The sequence below is a fragment of the Microcoleus sp. MON2_D5 genome (assembly GCF_036701905.1).
Lineage (GTDB): Bacteria > Cyanobacteriota > Cyanobacteriia > Cyanobacteriales > Microcoleaceae > Microcoleus.
Genome location: NZ_JAUBRM010000083.1, coordinates 1 through 19,632 on the forward strand (window position 1 = coordinate 1; position 19,632 = coordinate 19,632).

The 19,632-nt window shown below is 45.2% G+C and carries 12 protein-coding genes; 7 read left to right on the top strand and 5 right to left on the bottom strand.

Going from position 1 to position 19,632, the window contains the following annotated elements; translation table 11 throughout:
- Positions 1-76: 76 nt before the first annotated feature.
- A protein-coding gene (locus tag QUA47_RS24415) for an IS1 family transposase (protein WP_445302546.1) occupies positions 77-791 on the bottom strand; the annotation gives its coding sequence in 2 pieces (ribosomal slippage) (positions 77-346 and positions 348-791; 714 coding nt in all).
- Positions 792-907: 116 nt separating this feature from the next.
- On the opposite strand from QUA47_RS24415, the gene QUA47_RS24420 reads away from it, so the two are divergent.
- Positions 908-2,104, top strand: coding sequence for a glycosyltransferase family 4 protein (locus QUA47_RS24420; RefSeq protein ID WP_333432664.1), 1,197 nt, complete (start codon positions 908-910; stop codon positions 2,102-2,104).
- A gap of 170 nt (positions 2,105-2,274) precedes the next feature.
- Here QUA47_RS24420 and QUA47_RS24425 read toward each other — a convergent pair whose 3' ends face one another.
- From QUA47_RS24425 to QUA47_RS24435, 3 genes are all read right to left on the bottom strand, one after another.
- Positions 2,275-2,628 carry a DUF1257 domain-containing protein gene (locus QUA47_RS24425; RefSeq protein ID WP_006635781.1) on the bottom strand — a complete coding sequence of 118 codons (354 nt, stop codon included), beginning with the start codon at positions 2,626-2,628 and terminating at the stop codon, positions 2,275-2,277.
- 130 nt (positions 2,629-2,758) lie between these two features.
- Positions 2,759-4,279 (bottom strand): stress-responsive protein Ycf46, encoded by a 1,521-nt coding sequence (gene ycf46 / locus QUA47_RS24430; protein ID WP_190658409.1) that lies wholly within the window; start codon positions 4,277-4,279, stop codon positions 2,759-2,761.
- A gap of 107 nt (positions 4,280-4,386) precedes the next feature.
- Complete coding sequence (locus QUA47_RS24435) at positions 4,387-4,737, bottom strand: hypothetical protein (protein WP_333432665.1); 351 nt, start codon at positions 4,735-4,737, stop codon at positions 4,387-4,389.
- Between the two features lie 987 nt (positions 4,738-5,724).
- Here QUA47_RS24435 and QUA47_RS24440 point away from each other — a divergent pair.
- On the top strand, positions 5,725-6,189 hold the full coding sequence (locus tag QUA47_RS24440) for a hypothetical protein (RefSeq protein ID WP_333432666.1): 465 nt from the start codon (positions 5,725-5,727) through the stop codon (positions 6,187-6,189).
- Positions 6,190-6,286: 97 nt separating this feature from the next.
- On the opposite strand, the gene sds is transcribed toward QUA47_RS24440, so the two are convergent.
- The gene (gene sds, locus QUA47_RS24445) at positions 6,287-7,258 is read right to left on the bottom strand and encodes a solanesyl diphosphate synthase (protein ID WP_190658411.1); all 972 of its coding nucleotides are present in this window, start codon (positions 7,256-7,258) and stop codon (positions 6,287-6,289) included.
- Positions 7,259-9,220: 1,962 nt separating this feature from the next.
- On the opposite strand from sds, the gene QUA47_RS24450 reads away from it, so the two are divergent.
- From QUA47_RS24450 to QUA47_RS24470, 5 genes are all read left to right on the top strand, one after another.
- A complete protein-coding gene (locus tag QUA47_RS24450) occupies positions 9,221-11,764 on the top strand; it encodes a CBS domain-containing protein (protein ID WP_333432667.1) in 2,544 nt (847 codons plus the stop codon).
- Between the two features lie 60 nt (positions 11,765-11,824).
- On the top strand, positions 11,825-12,223 hold the full coding sequence (locus tag QUA47_RS24455; RefSeq protein WP_190658413.1) for a response regulator: 399 nt from the start codon (positions 11,825-11,827) through the stop codon (positions 12,221-12,223).
- Entirely contained in the window at positions 12,220-15,378 is a 3,159-nt protein-coding gene (locus tag QUA47_RS24460) for a PAS domain S-box protein (RefSeq protein ID WP_333432668.1), read from the top strand. Before QUA47_RS24455 ends, QUA47_RS24460 begins: the two co-directional genes overlap by 4 nt.
- A 286-nt stretch (positions 15,379-15,664) precedes the next feature.
- The gene (locus QUA47_RS24465) at positions 15,665-17,608 is read left to right on the top strand and encodes a response regulator (RefSeq protein WP_333432669.1); all 1,944 of its coding nucleotides are present in this window, start codon (positions 15,665-15,667) and stop codon (positions 17,606-17,608) included.
- Positions 17,609-19,516, top strand: coding sequence for a PAS domain S-box protein (locus QUA47_RS24470; RefSeq protein ID WP_333432670.1), 1,908 nt, complete (start codon positions 17,609-17,611; stop codon positions 19,514-19,516).
- The last annotated feature ends 116 nt before the right edge of the window (positions 19,517-19,632 follow it).

Here is a 19,632-nt window from a genome sequence, read left to right on the forward strand (position 1 = left end):
CAGATGAGGTGCGATCGTAATTCGTTTTGGCATTCTTTATTTGATGGGGGTAGTGTTCCTCCTAATTATATCATGGTCAATCGACCGGACATGATATGAATAACCAAATTGCTCCAATGTGATTCTCTAACTTCTTTGAGAACGACAAGCTTTTACGAACCAGACGCGACACGCGCTGACGCAAGGTGCAATTGAAGCGTTCAATGTAGCTGGTTTTTCCTGTTTCTTTGCCCACTGCATAATGCCGTTTGCTGGGTAAGACCTCCGCATAGGCTGACCAGAAATCGCTGTAGACTACGGCACATGGGCGGTAAACCGGGGGGGGCATCGACTGCAACGCCAGCTTGTGCTGATCCGGAACGGAGGTTGCCGATGTGCACCCCGACGATCTCACGGGTTTGGGCATCGAGGGCAAGCCACACCCACTGCTTGTTGCCTCTGTTGCCGACAAATGACCACAATTCATCCATCTGCACCGTCAGACGGCGTTTTGGCTTTGGGCGCACTTGCACCTCCTGCTCTACCTGTTGGTATTTCGCATTAACGTATTGTTGCACCCACAGTTCTGATATCTCCAAGGCACGGGCAATTCCTGCCAGCGACAACTTCTCCAAGAGCAATCGGTCAATGATGCCTTTAGTTTCCTCGCTAATCATCCGCCACTGCGGATCTTCGACAAATTGCCGTCCACAGTCTCGACATTTGTAATTTTGCTTCTGATGCCGAGTTCGACCGTTTTTCATCACAGCGTCAGACTGACAATTCGGACAGATAGGCAGAGCGGTAGACATGCAGACAAACAACATTAGAGTCACAGCACTTCCATTCTCTCACCCTTTCCTCTTTAGGACTACCGCGACTTTTAATTGTTGCTCAGAACGCCTCAACTAAATTCGGCGGCGAGTCATTGCTGCCGGTCAACTACTTCAGGATACTTCGATCGCGCCAAATAGAGACATGGTTAGTAGTGCACGCGCGCACCCAAGCAGAACTCACAGGGCTGTTTCCAGAAGACCGCGATCGAATGCACTTTGTATCCGACACTTGGCTGCACCGGCTGCTTAACAATTGCGGGGGATTTATCCCTGCAAGAGTGAATGAATTTACTTTTGGGCTGCTCAGTCACCTGTACACCCAAGTGCTACAGCGTCGTATTGTCCGCCGGCTCGTGAGCGAACACCAGATTGATATTGTACACGAACCGACACCAGTCTCGGCAACAGTTCCTTCGTTGATGTTCGGATTGGGGGTGCCGGTAGTTATCGGACCGATGAACACGTCGCTTAAATTTCCTCTGGCCTTTCGAGCGCGCCAAAATCCGACCATCGATCTTTTAATCGCGATCTGTCACCAGTGCGTCGATTTCTTCAATCGTCTTTTGCCCGGTAAAATCAAAGCCGAGACGCTGTTAGTGGCAAACGATCGCACGAAGCAGGCACTTGCATCTGGGGTGCAGGGTAAAATTATTGAACTTGTGGAAAACGGCGTGGATTTCTCGGTGTGGCGAGCGGACTCTAGCTTATCAAGAGCCGCGACCGGGCAGGTTCATTTTATTTTTTTAGGCCGACTGATCGACTGGAAAGCTGTAGACTTGCTGCTAGAAGCCTTCGCGCCCGTCGCCGCTCAAACCGATGCAGTATTGGAAATCATCGGTGATGGGCACATCCGAGGGGAACTCGAAGCTCAAACAGCTCGTTTAGGCATCGACAGCAGCGTTGTATTTAGTGGCTGGCTGTCTCAGGAGGAGTGCGCTCTCAAAATGCAACAAGCTCATGCAATGGTTTTCCCGAGTTTGCGAGAGCCGGGGGGATCCGTAGTTCTGGAAGCAATGGCAGTGGGCTTGCCGGTCATAGCAACGAACTGGGGCGGCCCAGCGGATTATCTAAATTCCACTTGCGGTATTTTAGTAGAACCAGCTTCTAAAGAAGCCTTTGTGAAGGGACTGACTGATGCGATGCTGAAGCTCACCCTGTCGGCGGAGTTGCGGCAGAGTATGGGTAGCGCTGGACGGGAGCGGGTCCGGCAGCATTTTGACTGGGAACGCAAAGTCGATCGAATACTTGAAATTTATCAAGAAACGATCGACGATTGCCCGAAGCATTAGGTAGCCGACCATTAAAGCATAAAGCAGCAGCTTTCAACCTGAAAGCTGCTGCTTGGGGGTGCTAAAAAAGTATGTGGCGGTCCAAAGACCCCCCTCTACATCCTAGCGATCTAAAAACGGGTTAACCCGTTTGTTTGGTTAACCCGCGAGCTTGGAAACTTGCAGATCAATTAGTTTTGCACTACCAGCTTAACGTTGGCATTTTGCAAACCGCGCTGCTTGACTGCGGCCAAGGTCTTGTTAACTGCGTACTTCTGGTTAATGGAGTTGATTAACTCAGTTTGATTGTGTTTTTTGGCGACGCCCCAGAGGTCGGCAATCAGGTCAAAAGAACCATCGCTATTGCGAGACCAACCCAGGTCATATTCGCCTTCCAGAATCGCTACGATGTCGGAGCGAACGCGCTGACCGTTATAGCCACGAACATCAGCTTCTGACTTGACTGAAATGCCCAAGTCGCGCAGGGAAGCTTTCAGGATTTCGGCATCGGTGATTTTGGTACGCAGTGTGCTAAAGTGAGACATTGGATTTCCTCCTAATACAACTGAGAGAGAAACAACAACGGTCTGGATTTAACGGTGCCGCTTGGCGGCTCTTCAATCGAACTGCTAGCTGTTGCTAGCCTTTGCTCCTGTTTGGACCAGGAGAAAGCTTTTAGAATTCCATTCGCTGGTATTCAGCGACGGAAGACGCAGCGGGCCGTGCACGCTGTCTAGCCCAATCTCGCAGGGCGGTGACCTGTTCGGTCATTGTTTTAGACAGTGGCATTGTGGATTTAATGGCCGCGATGATGTCTAGCTGCGTAAACTCTCGATCTTGAGCGAAGGCTTCGTACATTGCGGCTACTAGCGCTTGCTCAATCTCTGCACCTGAAAAGCCCTCGGAAACATTGGAAAGTTGCTCTAAATCGAAGCGAGTAATTTCCCGACGCCGCTTAGACAGGTGAATCTTAAATATATCTTGGCGTTCTTCTTTGGTAGGCAGATCAACAAAGAAGAGTTCGTCGAATCGGCCTTTCCTCAAGAATTCTCCCGGCAACCGCTCGATTCGGTTGGCTGTTGCCATTACGAAGACTGGGGAAGTCTTTTCTTGCATCCAAGTGAGGAAGGAACCGAAAATCCGGCTGGATGTGCCTCCGTCTGAGTCGGCCGAACCAGTGCCTCCTGCAAAGGCTTTGTCTAGTTCGTCGATGAAGAGGAGCGCTGGAGAGATGGATTCTGCGGTTTTGAGGGCATTGCGGAGGTTTGCTTCCGAGCGACCCACCATCGAGCCGTCGTAGACTCTACCCATATCTAGCCTCAGCAGGGGCAGTCCCCAGAGGCGGGAGGTGGTCTTGGCAATCAGCGATTTTCCGCATCCCGGTACGCCGAGAATTAACATCCCTTTTGGTTGGGGCAGACCGTATTCTCTCGCCCTTTCTGTAAAGGCGTTGGAACGCTGTCTCAGCCACCGCTTCAGCTCTTCTAAACCGCCGACTGCATCTAGGGTTTCGTCTTCTTCAATGAACTCTAGAATGCCGTTGCGCCGAATTAATTGCTTTTTCTCCGAAAGAACTATGTCTACTTCTTCTTCTGTGAGGCGCCCAGTCGAAACTTGGGCTTTACGATAAACTTTTTCAGCTTCGTCTTTGGTCAATCCCAAGGCTGCTTTTAAAAGTTTTTCTCGCGCTTCTGTGGTAATGCGTCGCGATTTCGTTTGCTCCAACTGACCAGACAATACTTGGTTTAGTTCCTTCATGTCTGGCAACGCGAAGTCTAATACCACTACTTCCTTTTCTAGCTCGATCGGAATTTGCTGCAAAGGAGACATCAGTATAATTGTCTTTTGCGTTCCTTTGAAGTTGGCTATCGCATCGCGCAACCACCTCGTTACCGGAGGAGAATCTATAAAAGGATGCAAATCTTTGAAAATGTAGATGCTAGCGTTAGTGTTGGGTTCTCGCTGCCTGATCACCCATTCAATTGCTGCCTCTGGCGAGACGGTGTTGTGTTGGGTGGTGGTGCGGGGTTGACCATACTCCACAATGCCGTGAGTTACAGTCCAGATAAATACTCGTCGCTGTGGTTTTGCTTGAGCTATTGTCGAAATTGCTTGCTCACACCGCTCTTCCTCGGATGTCACGAGGTAGATCAGAGGATATTGAGCTTGGATTAGAATACTGATCTCTTCTTGCATAGTCCTCGACCCACTAGAGACGGTGCTATCTTTGCTGAATCTCAATGCTGCCCTTCGCCCTCTTACTGAAAATTGCAGTTTTAGCTTTTTGGGGAAGCAAGGCATTCTTAGCAGGGAACCAATTCTTCCTCTCCCGGTTTGGCCGTGCTCGCGCTGACGCCCGACACCTGCTTTACTGGAATATCCTGTTCAGCCAATACGCTCGGCTGACTTGTTACGGATGCCAGTTCTCCATCTCGCATTACTACTGAACTCGTGCATTCTGGACAGTTGTATACCCGATGGGTTTGTCCGTAGGAGGCTTCTACTTCGTCAACCAGTTCGGGATTTCCTAGGTAGAAGACAATTGCCCTTTCTGCAATTGATGACATCGGTTCAGTTTCGACTGCGGCTCGGATTTTGAGCTGGCGATGCAGTTCTGGTGGAAGATACAATGTAACTTTTTGCTTTTCTTGCATATGACAGTGAATTGACTTACCCGGGTATGTATATCAGATTAGCCGCTTAATTCTTTGCTGTCAAGCCTCTATGCTGCTTTAGCGTCAGGTTGTAATATTTCGTTACATTTGAGGTAACTCTGGGGCTGTTAAAAACGAAAAACTTAGGGTTGTAGCTGATGAGGCCGAGGTGCAGCGGCAGGCAGGGGTAGCGTCAAGGACGATCGACCAACTATAAATATGAACAATAGATATAGAGGAGTAGGGCCAATAAATTCTTTGAGTCGCCATCTGGCGTAAGGTGCGCCATCAGCACCCAGCCCGCTCATGAGTGGTGGAGAATGCCCCCAAAGGCTTGAAATGTCATAACGGGCGATCGATAAATCTTCTTCCTCAAATAAACTACTCGTAATAAATAATATCTATTGCCAATACCCAACGGCTACAAGGACCCAAACACGTAGATTGCACTCATGAGCGGGCTGGGTGCTGATAGTCAGCTCGCTCTTGAGTGGCTCAAAAGCTTGGGCTAAAAGTCCCTCAAACGTTTGAAATGTAGTAGTTTGTAGGTGTAGGGTGCTATGCGGCACCGAGGTTGAGTTTGTAGAGTGCGCCGCAAGCACCGGTGGACTCAGTAAACAACGAAGTTACTAACTTTGGGCGTTTTGATTTTGAAACCCAGCTCCCCCAAGCAGTTTTTATTGCTTTAAGTGTGAAAAATCCGAACGTGAAATAGCCGTTTTCGGCTTTTTATCGGGCTCAGATTTAACACACCTTGACAGCGCTAGCGCTCAGCACCCTATGGTTAGACTTTTTGGATGACATTGTGTAAGCTGTTACGCACTTAATTTTTTTGCCCCAATGCTCGCTACAAGGACTCTAGGGTGCTAAATATTAAATTTAGATGGGTGTCAGCTTATCTTTAATAGGGGAGTGCTGGGTAATATATACTTGGATGCGGACCTGCTAACCTGAAATTTTTAATTTTAGATATCAAAGAACTGACTGATGGATTTAGACCAACAGATTCAAGCATTGATCGAAAAAGCTCCGCCCGACGGTTCGACGCCACAAATCTTAAAGGCGATCACCCCGGCACTGGTGTTAATTGCCCAACAGCTACAGCACCTCGAATACTCGATCCTGCAAGCGGTAGACCAAAGTTGGGCGATCGTGGTTTTGAGCAATCTCAAGCAACCGGGACGGGAGAAGAGGGTGATTTATGCTTGGAACAGTCTTAAAGATGCGTCGCAGGCTGCGGCTGCTGGGGGCGATCGCCTCAGACCGGTGCTTTTGCCTGTCACTCACATTTTATTTCAGATGATAGCTCTTGAAGGTCTTGACAGCATTGTTTTTTTTGAAAGTCCCGGCAATCAGGAAGTCGGGACGGAAATCCCTCGCGAGCAAATACAGAGCTTAATTAACGTTTACTTGCAACAGTATCGATCGGCTCCACCGCCGGATATTGCCTAAACAACTCAATTTTCTATTTATTGGTAACAGGGCATTAGGAATTGGGAATTACGCATTACCAATTCCCCATTACCAATAAAATGTAACTTTTTAACCTCTAATAAAGTCTACTCAAAACGTATTCAGCCAAATCAATCAAAGCTTGACGGGACTCTGAATGAGGCAGCGCAGCTAAGTATTCGACGGCTTTCTGTGCGTGATTTGTGGCTAGTTCTCGCGATCGCTCTATGCCTTTAGAATCTTCTACAAGTGCCAGGGCCTGCTCTATATCTCCTTCTTGGGCAAATTCGCGTTCTATGAGAACTTCCAAGTAAGGCTTTTCTTCTAGGGCAAATAGTGCTGGTGCGGTCAGATTACCGCTTCTGAGATCCGAGCCTGCCGGTTTCCCCAAAGTTTCCGTTGAAGCGGTGAAATCTAATATATCATCTACTATTTGGAATGCCAAACCAATGTTGCGACCGTAGTTGTACAAATCGTCTGCTATTTCCGCTGAAACCTCGCTCAAACAGCCCGCTGCTTTGGAACTGTTGGCAATTAAAGACGCTGTTTTGTAATAACTTTTTTCTAGGTACGCTTCGATCGACAAGCTGGTGTCAAATCCATTGAGTCCCTGTTGAATTTCCCCCTCAGCTAAATCCATAATCACTTCTGAAAGCAGTTTGACTACTGGCAGGTTGTCGAGATTTGCCAAATGCCAGGAAGATTGAGCAAACAGAAAATCTCCCGCCAATACTGCCACTCGGTTGTTAAACCGACTGTGAACCGTCGGCACTCCCCGCCGCAGATCCGACTCGTCCACCACGTCGTCGTGCACGAGACTAGCTGTATGGATCATTTCCGTGATTTCAGCGAGCCGGCGGTGTTTTTCCGTGATTTCCCGATCGGGCATAGTCGCCTTGGCCATCAACAGAACGATTGCGGGTCTCACTCGTTTTCCCTTTGTGCCGAATAAGTATTCTGCAGCCGCGTACAAGATGGGATGACGGGCACCCACTAACTGTTTTAAGTTTTCTGTCAACAGTCGCAGGTCTTCTTCAACCGAGGAAAATAGGAGAGTGCTAGAGATCATGGATACGCCGACTCAAGCCGTAAAGTAACAAAATTTTACAAATCATATCTTTATTTTAAGGTAATTCTCTGCAATAGAAAAGAAAAATCTAGGCGATCGGCAGTTATTTGTCATCTGCCACCCGATGGGAGTTACCCGGCTGCCAGAGGTGAGTAGCCGGCTGCCAGAGGGGTTGCCCCTATTGTATCGAATTGTTAAGGACACTGCCCAAAAATCTCTAAATCCCAGAAACCCTGTGTTATTATGGGTATTAAGGATTTAAACAATTCTATACATTAAGTACAGCCAGACTGGCAGGTAGCTTTTAGGTGCCTGTAAAAGTTTCGTAGAGCCAGCCTTGTTAGTCGATCGCAGCCAAAATTTCTGGGACAGATTTTTAGTTCCTCGCGGCTAAAAGTTTTCAGAAGTTAAGAGTAGCGCATCTTATGTGCACGGTAGCTCAAAGCAGCTAAAGTGGATGGTTTTAGGCTGTTTAAGCATCTGTAAAGCAGTAAATCATTATAGATGACCGGGAACGCCTAAATGTTCCCGCAGGCTTGATATGGAAAAACAGCCTTCAGAACCAAGGCATGGTCTTGCGTACTGACTTAATGTAGTAGGTCTTGAACTTGTCCTGCTCCTCCTCGTCCTTGACTTTTGGTTCTAATTATGATTTATCGCGATATTCCTCTAATTATTCCCATTCTGGCCGCCGGCTATGTAATGACTATTTATGTACTGCTGATGTTGGCCGAACGCAGCGCTAAAATCACTCGATTGGGCGAGTAGTGCACTGCTGGGCAGCCGAAGTCGGCAGCAGCGTCCTCGCTTCACCCTTGAGAATTCGGAATACTCAATAATAACCCTGCCTTGAATGCTTGCGCGCAAAGGCAGGGTTATTATTTACAATTGCGGGTACCATGATTTTCTGGGCTGCTAGTTACTGCAACACGTAGCTACAGTTATCGATGTTCAATGCCCACAGCCTCTGAGACAGGATATTATATTTAGTAGCAGCTTGTATCGCTCACAGGAAGTTTCATGTCAGGGAAACCCGGCCAATATTCCGAGAAAGCTATTAAAGTGCTCTCAAAAACGCTGAGTTTGAAGTGGTCGGTTATTGTGCAAAAAATCTCAATATTCCTATTTTGTAGGGCAAGAAATTACAGAAATAAAACACGAAATTTCTGAATCTAGCAACCTGCTTGCTCAACTAAAGGCATCCATAAACTTGCACTGCCATCAAATATTTCATCAAAGGGTGCTTAACTTGCTGAGTCAGGAAGATAGTCTCTGCCATTTATTCACAGCTTCCCAAGAAGATAATTTGCTAGAGAGAGCCACCAAAGTAATTTTTAAGTTAATAAAAATATAATATTTTATAAATGTAAAAAAACACTTGCCAATATTACTGGTTCATTAAAATTTTATTAAGTCTCAATCAAAGAAACTAAAACACAGAGTAGAAGTTGTCATAAATTATTAAAATCGACTGCCTAAATTGTTGTCTGAACCAGACAAAATCAAACAAGTTTGGATAAAAAATATGATGCACAATGCTTTACAATCTATAGAGAATTGCCGAGTTTTAAAAGTAGAGGTGAGAGCAGAAAATCAGAGCCTGCTCGTCAGTGGCAACTGAATTCTCGGGGAATTTAGTCACGAATATTTGAGCAGTTATTTATCACAAAACCCGCCGACGAAGGCAGCGGGTTGGGACTGGAGAGTGTTAAAAAAAGTGTGGAAAAACATTTGGGTAAAATAGAAGTAACATCAGTTACCTGTCAAAGGACGTGTATTGTGTCAATTCCGATCGCCGTTTAGCGCGATCGTACCAAAAACCCTACCAATGCGCGACTAAAAATGCAACTCTAGACCCATGTCAAACCAGGATTGCGGTGAGCGTACCGCGACTGTAAAATCGGAAATCTAAAATGGTATTAAGTGCCGGTTCCGCCTGCATCTATCCCCCTTGATTTGCCCATGTCAACAACAGCTTCTGATACCCAAAGCTTGCTAGAACAGGCGATCGACCCCAAACCCCCGGTGGTGCCTCCAGACACACCCTTGAAAGTCGCAATTGCTGCCATGACTGAGGCGAGAGCCAGTTGCATTTTAATCGCGTTTGAGCAGCAATTGCTTGGAATTTTTACAGAGGGCGATGTGGTGAAAATAACTGCTAGCGAAATACCGCTAGCAGGGGTGGCAATTTCTGAGGTAATGACTGAAAACCCGATCACCATTTCCCTCGATAAAGCGGGGAATATCTTCAAGGTATTGAGCATATTGCGATCGAAAAGAATCCGTCATTTGCCCCTCACAGACGAAGGTGGCAACTTGCTAGGCGCTATCACCTCCGAAAGCATCCGTCAAATCCTCAAGCCGGCAGACTTGCTGAAAATGTGGCGCGCCGAAGAAATTATGACTGCACAATTAATAGTTACTTCAAGCAGCGCCTCCGTTTTAGAAGTCGCAAAACAGATGAGAACCCAGCGGAAAAGCTGCATAGTCATTTGCACTGACAGCGACAACAAAAATCAAAAACCTGTGGGCATAATTACAGAACGCGACATTGTTAAATTCCAAGCTTCTGGACTAGATTTCGCACGTACTCCCGTCACTGCCGCCATGAGTTTTCCGCTGATACCGTTGCAGGTAAAAGCCACCTTGTGGCAGGCTCACCAGTTAATGCAGCAGCACGGCATCCGGCGCTTGGTGGTGGTGGACGAGGAAGGATATTTAGCCGGAATTGTGACTGAAATTAGCCTGCTGCAGGCCTTAGATCCGGTAGAAATGCACGCAAATGTCGAGCTTTTGCAGGAAACAGTTGCCGACAAAATTCAGGAGTTGAACAAAATGAACGAAGAATTGCAAAAAGAAGCGTTGCGGAGAACAGAAGTCGAGGAAAAATTGCGAATCTTAAATGATAATTTGGAAGAACAAATCAAACAGCGAACTTTAGAATTAATTAATGCCAACAATCAGTTAAAAAAGGAAATAGAAGACCGCACCACCGCTGAATCTGAAGTTCGCCGCCTCAACACGGAACTCGAACAGCGAGTTCTAGACCGCACGGTTCAACTAGCAGCCAGTAACGAAGAATTGCAGCAACAAATTAGCGGTAGAAAATTGCTCGAAGAAAAATTGCACTTTTCTGAAAGGAAAGTCCGCGCCGTTTTTGAAGCGATGACCGACATCGTTCTCGTGCTAGACAGTCAGCGGAACATAGAAGTTTTGCCAACGAATGTGGCAGCGGCTTCTGAGCCTGATTGTGATATAGTCAGCTTGACCATAGAACATTTTTTTGACGACGACAACCCGGATGATTGGTGGGTGTTAGTTCAGCAAGTGTTAGAAACACAACAAACTCTCAATTTTGACTACAGCTTAACAGTTTGTGACCGCGAAATTTGGTTTTCCGCCTGCATTTCTCTGTTCTCAAAAGATGCAGTCATTTGGGTTGCCCGCAACATCAACGCCCGCAAAATAGCCGAGTCAGCGCTGGGCCAAAAAAATGCAGAGTTATCTCATACCTTAGAAGAACTGAAGCGGACTCAAAAAGAACTCATTCAATCCGAAAAAATGGCAGCCCTCGGACAGTTAATTGCTGGAGTTGCTCATGAAATCAATTCTCCTTTAGGGGCGATTCGCTCTTCGGTGCAGAACATCGCCGACTTCTTGACCGAACAATTGCAGCAGTTGCCGATATTTTTTCAAGAACTATCCCCGGAACGGCGGGAGGATTTCTTTGCTTTGCTACACAAGTCCAGCCAAGAAACAGATACATTATCTAGTAAAGAAAAACGTCAGTTAAAAAAACTTTTGCAGGGGCAATTAGAATCAGAAAACATTGACGACGCCGCCAGTCTTGCCTGTACTTTATTAGATATCGGCATCGGCAATAATGTAGAACGTTTTTTGCCTTTGTTGAAAGACAGCCAAAGTCGAAATATTGTACAAACTGCCTACCAATTTGCTACGGTACAAAAAAGCACTAAAAATATTGCTACGGCTACGGATAGGGCAGCCAAAATCGTTTTTGCTTTGAAAAGCTACTCTCGCTACGACCAGTCGGGTTCTAAAGTAATCGCTAATATTACCGAGGGTATTGATACTGTTTTAACGCTTTACCACTACCAAATCAAACACGGTGTGGAAGTAGTCAGAAACTATGGTACTAATTTGCCCTCTGTGCTATGCTATCCTGATGAACTCAATCAAGTTTGGACAAATTTGGTTCACAATGCTTTACAAGCGATGGGCAACAAAGGAGTGTTAAAAATTGATGTCAAACACCAAGCGAACGCAATATCAGTCAGTATTACCGACAGTGGTCCAGGCATTCCCCCAGAGATTATGCCGAGAATTTTTGAGCCGTTTTTCACAACTAAACCTCCAGGGGAAGGCAGTGGTTTGGGATTAGATATAGTTAAAAAAATTCTGGAAAAACACCAAGGTGAACTGCAAGTAGAAAGCGTGCCTGGTCAAACAAAATTTACTATATCCTTGCCCATCGGAATCCTTTGATAGCAATTAAAAAAAGAGGTAAATACCCCAAATTTTAAAGTTTAATAGAAGTAAATTTTTATGCCTAAACCAGTAATTTTGTGCGTTGACGATGAAGTTGTAGTGTTAAATAGTTTAAAAATTCAACTTAAAAAAGAATTTGGGGATGCTTACCTCTATGAAGTAGCAGAAAATGCAGATGAAGCTCTGGAAATTATCGAGGAAATTCAAAAAGAAGATGAAAGTGATATTTTGGTCATAGTATCTGACTGGTTAATGCCAGGTATTAAAGGAGATGATTTTTTGATTATGGTTCACCAAAAATATCCCAAAATTGTGAAAGTCATGCTGACCGGGCAAGCCGACGAAGTAGCAATAGCACGGGTAAAGGAGCAAGCAAACTTGCACCGTTGTTTGTACAAGCCGTGGGAGCGCCAAGAATTAGTAGAAACTATAAAATCGGGTTTGACAAAAATATGAACAATAAACCTGTGATTATTTGCGTGGATGACGAACCGATAATTCTTGAAAGTTTGAAAATTGAGTTAAAAAAAACCCTGGGGGAAGAACACTTATTAGAAACCGCTGAAGGCGGCGAAGATGCTTTAGAGTTAATAGAGGAATTACTGGCTGAGGGCAGCGAAATCGTAGCCGTGATTTCCGACTATCTGATGCCGAATATCAAAGGGGACGAATTGCTGAAGCAGATTCACAGAATTTTGCCAAAAACTATCAAAATTATGCTGACGGGGCAAGCAGACCTAGAAGCAGTGGCGAATACTATTAAATATGCTAAATTGTACCGATACATATCGAAACCTTGGCAGTCAGAAGATTTGAAGTTGACGGTAAAAGAAGCGATTAACAGCTATTTTAGGGAGAAGCAATTAGCGGTACAAAATTCTCAACTCCAAAAGCTGAATCAAGAATTGGAAACTTTAGTCGAGGAGCGGACTGCACAACTGCGCTTGTCTGAGGAAAAGTTTGCTAAAGCTTTTCGTTCTTCTCCCAACCCGATTACTATTACCAGACTTAATGACGGTCGTTATTTAGAAATTAATGAGGCTTTTTGCCAGACCATCGGTTATTCAGCCGCAGAAATCCTCGATCGCACGGCGCTTGATTTGAATCTTTGGGAAAATATACAAGCCCACGCCGAGTTGTTTAAAATGTTAGATGAAAAACAAATTATTCTCAACTACGAATTTGATTTTCGCACTAAAACAGGGGAACTCAGAACCGGGCTGCTGTCAGCAGAAATCATTGACATTCATGGCGAAACCTGCGTGATTTCAGTGATTCAAGATATTAGCGATCGCAAATTAGCCGAAGAAAAACTCCGAGCTGTAGCGGCTTCTTTAGCAGCAGCGCAAAGAATCGCCCGTGTCGGTAATTGGGAATGCGATTTCTCTGCCAACACAACTACTTGGTCGGAAGAGTTATCTCGGATTTTTGGGTTCGATCCAACCCAGCCTGCGCCAACACTAACTGAGTTTTCGCAATACGTGCATCCGGACGATCGACAAAAGTGGCAAACAACGATCGACACTGCTATTGCTAGCGGGCAATCTTACAGTTTGGAATATCGAATTCTGCGCCCGGAACCAAAAATTGCTGCGGATAATTGCCCATCACAAATAAGTGAAGCCGGCTTCATCCGCTACATAGAAGCCAGAGGAGAAGTAGTTGTCAACCACCAAGGGCAAGTGACAAAACTATTCACAACTTTGATGGACATTACCCCACGCAAGCTGGCCGAAATAGCCCTAGCAGAGAGCGAAGAAAAATACCGTCATTTAGTTGAAACTTCCCAAGATATTATCTGGTCTTGCAATGCTCAAGGACACATTACTTTTGTGAACCAAGCAGTTAAACAAATATACGGTTACGAGCCGGAAGAAATGCTCGGCTGTTCTTTTAGCGATTTCTTGGCTCCCGGAGAAATAGACTGGAAATGGGAACTTCAGCAGCGCTTGCTGACGGGAAAAAATGTGTTTCAGTACGAAAATATAGTATTAGGAAAAGACGGCCGAAAGATTGATGTAAATACCAAGGCGATCGCGCGCATGGACGCTGAAGGAAACATCATCGGCACCACAGGCACTGCTAGCGATATTACCGAACGCAAACAAGCTGAAATAGTCCTGCAAAAAGCCAAAGAAGAAGCCGACAGAGCCAACAGGGCAAAAAGCGAATTTCTCTCGAATATGAGCCACGAATTGCGGACTCCCCTCAACGCAATTCTCGGTTTCAGCCAACTGCTGGCCCGCGACCCAAACCTCGGTGCCGACCAACAGCAATACTTAGGAATTATTAGCCAGAGCGGGGAACATTTGCTCGTTCTGATCAACAATATTCTACAAATGTCAAAAATTGAAGTCGGGCTGGTGACACTTAATAACAGCACCTTCGACTTGCACAAAATGCTAAAAAATACTGAAAATATGCTGAAACTGCAAGCCGAAAAAAAAGGCTTGCAGTTAATTTTTGATTTCCGACCCGACCTACCTCAATATATAGAAACTGACGAAAGCAAGTTGCGACAAGTATTAATAAATGTCGTGGGAAATGCTATTAAATTTACTGCGGAAGGTGGTGTTAATTTGAGAATTAAACATGAGCTGCTAAAAAATAAAAATTATTCCGATATTTCGCCAAGAGAGAATTGCTGTTTGCTCTTTGAAGTGCAAGACACGGGTTCAGGAATTTCTGCAGAAGAAATGGACAATTTGTTTAAACCTTTCGCGCAAACAGAAAGCGGGAAAAAAGCTCAAGAAGGAAGCGGTTTGGGCTTGCCAATCAGCAAACAGTTCGTTCAGTTAATGGGAGGGAAGATGACGGTAACAAGCACCCTCGGTCGCGGCAGCATTTTTAAATTTGATGTTAAAGTTTCACTCCCTAATGAAATGGAAATTCAGGTGGCTCAAACAGCTCGCCGAGTGGTGGGTATTGAACCCGGACAGCCAGAATACCGGATTTTAGCTGTTGACGATCGCCTGGAAAGCCGCTTGCTGTTGGTCAGAATGCTGACATCGCTCGGCTTTGCGGTGCAGGAAGCTGAAAATGGCGTTCAAGCTGTGGAAATGTGGTCGAGTTGGGAACCTCATTTGATTTGGATGGATATGCGGATGCCGGTGATGGACGGTTACGAAGCTACTAAACAGATTAAAGCGCATTTGAAAGGTCAAGCAACGGTGATTATTGCTCTGACTGCAAGTGCTTTTGATGAGGAGCGATCGCTGATTTTGTCTGCTGGTTGCAATGATTTTGTAGCGAAGCCTTTTCGGGAGCAAGTGATTCTAGAAAAGATGGCTAAGCATCTGGGAGTCCACTATGTTTACGATCGAGAAGCTTCGCTAAGTTCTGATGCTGCGGTGTCCGCCGAGGTGTCCATGGCAACTGAAACGGCTGATTTGGCTTTTACGCTCAATACTTCATTTTTGGAAGCTATGCCTGCTGAATGGATTGATGAATTGTATTCGGCGGCGGATGCGGTTGATAACGAGGAGATTTTTCGGCTCTTGTTGTCGATTCCTTCTATTAATGCTAGTTTCCGCAGCGCGATCGCCGATTTGGCGAATAACTTCCGATGCGATCGGATTATCGATTTGATTGAGGAGTTTAGAAATTGTTGAAGGATGACAGAAGAAGGGATAGGGGCAGGCTCAGGATTATTGATGGTTTAGGTCGCTCCCCTATTTGTAAACTCGCCCGCAGGCGATCGGGTAATTTACTTGTAGCCAAGCTCCACACCCTGGTAATCATCAGTAATTCCCAATTCTTTAATCTCCAATCTCAAATCTCAACTACGGTAAGTTCTGTAAATATCAAAACAGTTGCTTGAAGAGGGAGTGCTATAATGAGTATTTAACCAGTTTTCCTAAAATTAACAATTATTAAATTAACAAAAAATAGCAATCGATGACCACAAATACAATAGAAGAAAATAAAGGCAACATATTAATTGTTGACGATACTCCAGAAAATTTGCAAGTTTTATCAGCAACGCTGTCGGATCGGGGCTACAAAGTCCGCGGCGTAATTAACGGCAAAATGGCCATCAGAGCCGCGCGCTCTGGTTCTCCCGATTTGATTTTGCTTGACATCAAAATGCCGGAAATGGACGGCTACGAAGTCTGCACGCAGCTCAAGGCAGATCCGAAGACATCAGAAATTCCTGTTATTTTTATCAGCGCTTTAGATGAAGTATTGGACAAAGTAACCGCCTTTCAAGTTGGAGGCGTAGATTATGTCACAAAACCGTTTCATGTAGCAGAAGTTTTAGCGCGAATCGAACACCAACTGACTATCCAAAGACTGAAAAAACAATTGCTCGATCGCAATAAAGAACTGCAAGAAGAAATAATAGAACGCAAAAAGGCCGAAGAAGCAGCGGCCGCTGCATCGCTCGCAAAAAGTCAATTCGTTGCCAACATGAGCCACGAATTGCGGACGCCCCTGAACGCCATCCTGGGTTTTACCCAAGTCATGAGCCGCGACTCTTTGCTCAGCCACGAAAATCTTGAAAATCTCCGAATTATTAACCGCAGCGGTCAACATTTGCTGGAACTAATTAACGATGTTTTAGACTTGTCGAAAATAGAAGCAGGGATAATTGGCTTAGATGAACGCAGCTTTGACCTTTATCAACTCCTCGACACTCTCGAAGAAATGTTTCAAATCAAAGCTGAAACAAAAAAAATGCAACTGAGATTTTCCGTTCAGGCAAATGTTCCGCAATATATAAAAGCTGACGAAAAAAAACTGCGCGTCTGCTTAATTAACCTGCTGGGAAATGCCATGAAATTTACTCGCGACGGGGGTCGTATTTGGCTGCGCGTGAGCGTGGAAAGCAACCAGCCGCAGCAGCCTGCAGAACCGGAAAGTCATCCTAACTCTATCTCAGTCGAACCCTTGTTAATTTTGTTTGAAGTTGAAGACACGGGAATTGGCATAGCAACAGCAGAAATTGATACTTTATTTGATGCTTTCGTGCAAACACAAGCGGGGAGAAAAGCGGCTGATGGTACGGGGTTGGGTTTGACAATTACTAAAAAATACGTGCAGATTATGGGCGGGGATATTTGGGTAAAAAGTGTTTTAGGTGAGGGAACCAGTTTTAAATTTAATATCCGAGTATGTGCGGCTATTTCGTCTGAAATAACAGTGGCGACATTGCAGCGGGTGATCGGACTAGAAGCAGATCAACCGGTTTATCGGATTTTAGCAGTTGACGACAATCAAGAAAATCGGCGGCTGCTGGTTAAAATGTTGCAACCAATTGGTTTTGAAGTCCGAGAAGCAGAAAATGGCTACCAAGCGGTTGAACTTTGGGAAAGTTGGCAGCCTCATTTAATTTGGCTGGATACGCGAATGCCAGTAATGGACGGTTTTGAAACTGTCCGACAAATTAGAGGTAAAGAGAAACAAACTCAGTGGCGAACTGTAATTATTGCTCTGACTGCTAGCACTTTTGAGGAAAAAAAAGGCGACATTATGGCTGCTGGTTGCGACGATTTTGTGCGGAAACCTTTTCAAGAACAAATCCTGTTTGATAAGATGGCTTGCTACTTGGGAGTGCGCTATCTTTATCAAGAGTTGCCCCGCCTCCCAGCCGGGGCTTTACCGCGTTATTGTGTGAGCGAAAAACCGGATTCATTTTTCGCAGGGCTGCTGGCTCAGATGCCTCAAAGCTGGGTGCAGGAACTCTACGATGCAGCTAATGATGTTAATGAAGAGCTGGCGATTCAACTTGTCGATCGCATCTGGGAAAGTCATCCAACTTTAGCTGAGGCTTTAAAAGATTTGCTTGCCGATTACAGACTCGACAAGATCATGGATTTAACTCAATCGAGTTTAAAATAAATGGATAATAGCGAAATTAAAGTATTGGTGGTTGATGACCAACCGAGCAATCTGCAGTTCTTATCCAAACTGCTAACATCCCAGGGATATCAAGTTTACCGAGCTATTTGCGGTCAACTGGCGTTGAATGTTGCGATCGCCTATTGCCCCGATTTAATTTTGCTCGACATTAGAATGCCGGAAATGAACGGTTATGAAGTTTGTCGGAGACTGAAAGCGACACCGGAAACCGAACAAATTCCGGTGATATTTTTAAGTGTATTAGATGAAATGAACGATAAATTACAAGCTTTTCGAGTAGGAGGAGCCGACTATATTACTAAACCATTTCAAGTAGAAGAAGTTTTAGCGCGCATCGACAAGCAAGTTGGCTTGCAAAAACTGCAACAGCAATTAAAAGAACAAAATTATCAACTGCAACAGTCGCAATCGCTGCTTGCTAGCATATTAAATAGTTCCTTAGACTGTGTGGTGGCTTATTCTGCAGTCCGCAACAGTGAGGGAAATATTGTAGATTTCCAGTGGCTCTTGATCAACGCTGCTGCCGAAAAATTTTATGGTTTCCTATTAAATGAGATAGTTGGTAAGAATTTGTTAGCCCAAGTTTCCCAAGTTAGCAATAACGGCTTATTTGATTTGTATGTTTCTGTAGTAGAAACAGGAGAAACTGTAGACAAAGAATTTTATTACGAACAGGAGCGAGATACAATTGTTTGGCTGCACATTGTGGCGGTCAAATTAAACGATGGTCTGGCAGTAACATTTCGTAATATTACCGAGCGTAAACGAGCAGAAATTGCCCTACGAGACAGCGAAGAACGCTTCCGAGCGATATTCGAGCAAGCTGCGGTCGGCATAGCTAAAACCGCGCTTTGCGGTAAATTTATACGGGTAAATCCCGGCTTTTGTCAAATTGTCCGCTATGCACAATCCGAATTGTTACAGCAAAACTGGGAGGCAATTACTCACCCCGATGACAGAGAAGCGGACAGAGAATACTTGCGCTCGCTGTTATCCGGCAAGATTCAAACTTTTTCTGTGGAAAAGCGTTTGCTATGCAAAGATGAAGCTGTGCGCTGGGCAAATGTTACTGTTTCGGCAATGCGCGATGTCAAGGGGACGCTGCAGTATTTGATTTGTGCGATCGAGGATATTTCCGAACGCAAGCTGGTACAAGAACTCCTGCAAGCGAGTTTAGACACTCAAACCCGCTACGCTCAAGAATTAACTCGTTCTAATGCCGAACTAGAACAGTTTGCTTACGTGGCTTCTCACGATTTGCAAGCGCCTTTGAGCACGATTGCCGGCTACGCTCAACTATTAGAAAAACGCTTTCCCAAACAACTTGATGCCCAAGGGAATAAATTTATCCGCAATATTGTTAATTCTTGCGAGCGGATGCAGGCGCTGATTGATGACTTGCTGGAGTATTCGCGGGTCAGCCGCAGTCAGAAACCTTTTGAGATAATAGATTGCAATCGGGTTTTTGAGGATGCTTGTGCTAATTTGCAGTTGGCTATCCGCGAGAATCAAGCTTCAGTTACTAGGGGGAATTTGCCCAGGGTAAAAGGTGACTGTTTTCAACTGCTGCAACTGTTTCAAAATTTAATTGGTAACGCCATTAAGTACCGCAGCAGTGAGGCGCCGGTGGTGTATGTGGACGCTTCGCGTCAGGGGGATAGCTGGGTGTTTTCAGTGCAGGATAATGGTATTGGGATTGCCTCACAGTACCATCCGCGAATTTTTCAGATTTTTCAGCGCTTGCACACCCAAAAACAGTATTCGGGAACTGGTATCGGTTTAGCGATTTGTCAAAGAATTGTCGATCGGCACGGCGGCAGCCTTTGGGTAGAATCAGAACCCAATCAAGGCTCGACTTTTTATTTTTCTATTCCTATAACCAAGTGAAGTCAGCAGTCCGCCTGAAGCAGTCACCTGTCCTTTACTTAAGCTTTAAATATCTTTATGTTTTCTTTACAAAAATGCTGATAAAGTGTAGCATATTCACTGATGACATCGAGCTA

What these genes read in the sequence shown, in the direction of transcription:
- ycf46 (WP_190658409.1), bottom strand. Translation starts at nt 4,279, where the DNA reads ATGCAAGAAGAGATCAGTATTCTAATCCAAGCTCAATATCCTCTGATC.
- sds (WP_190658411.1), bottom strand. Translation starts at nt 7,258, where the DNA reads ATGATCTCTAGCACTCTCCTATTTTCCTCGGTTGAAGAAGACCTGCGA.
- QUA47_RS24465 (WP_333432669.1), top strand. Translation starts at nt 15,665, where the DNA reads ATGACCACAAATACAATAGAAGAAAATAAAGGCAACATATTAATTGTT.
- QUA47_RS24435 (WP_333432665.1), bottom strand. Translation starts at nt 4,737, where the DNA reads ATGCAAGAAAAGCAAAAAGTTACATTGTATCTTCCACCAGAACTGCAT.
- QUA47_RS24460 (WP_333432668.1), top strand. Translation starts at nt 12,220, where the DNA reads ATGAACAATAAACCTGTGATTATTTGCGTGGATGACGAACCGATAATT.
- QUA47_RS24470 (WP_333432670.1), top strand. Translation starts at nt 17,609, where the DNA reads ATGGATAATAGCGAAATTAAAGTATTGGTGGTTGATGACCAACCGAGC.
- QUA47_RS24455 (WP_190658413.1), top strand. Translation starts at nt 11,825, where the DNA reads ATGCCTAAACCAGTAATTTTGTGCGTTGACGATGAAGTTGTAGTGTTA.
- QUA47_RS24440 (WP_333432666.1), top strand. Translation starts at nt 5,725, where the DNA reads ATGGATTTAGACCAACAGATTCAAGCATTGATCGAAAAAGCTCCGCCC.
- QUA47_RS24450 (WP_333432667.1), top strand. Translation starts at nt 9,221, where the DNA reads ATGTCAACAACAGCTTCTGATACCCAAAGCTTGCTAGAACAGGCGATC.
- QUA47_RS24425 (WP_006635781.1), bottom strand. Translation starts at nt 2,628, where the DNA reads ATGTCTCACTTTAGCACACTGCGTACCAAAATCACCGATGCCGAAATC.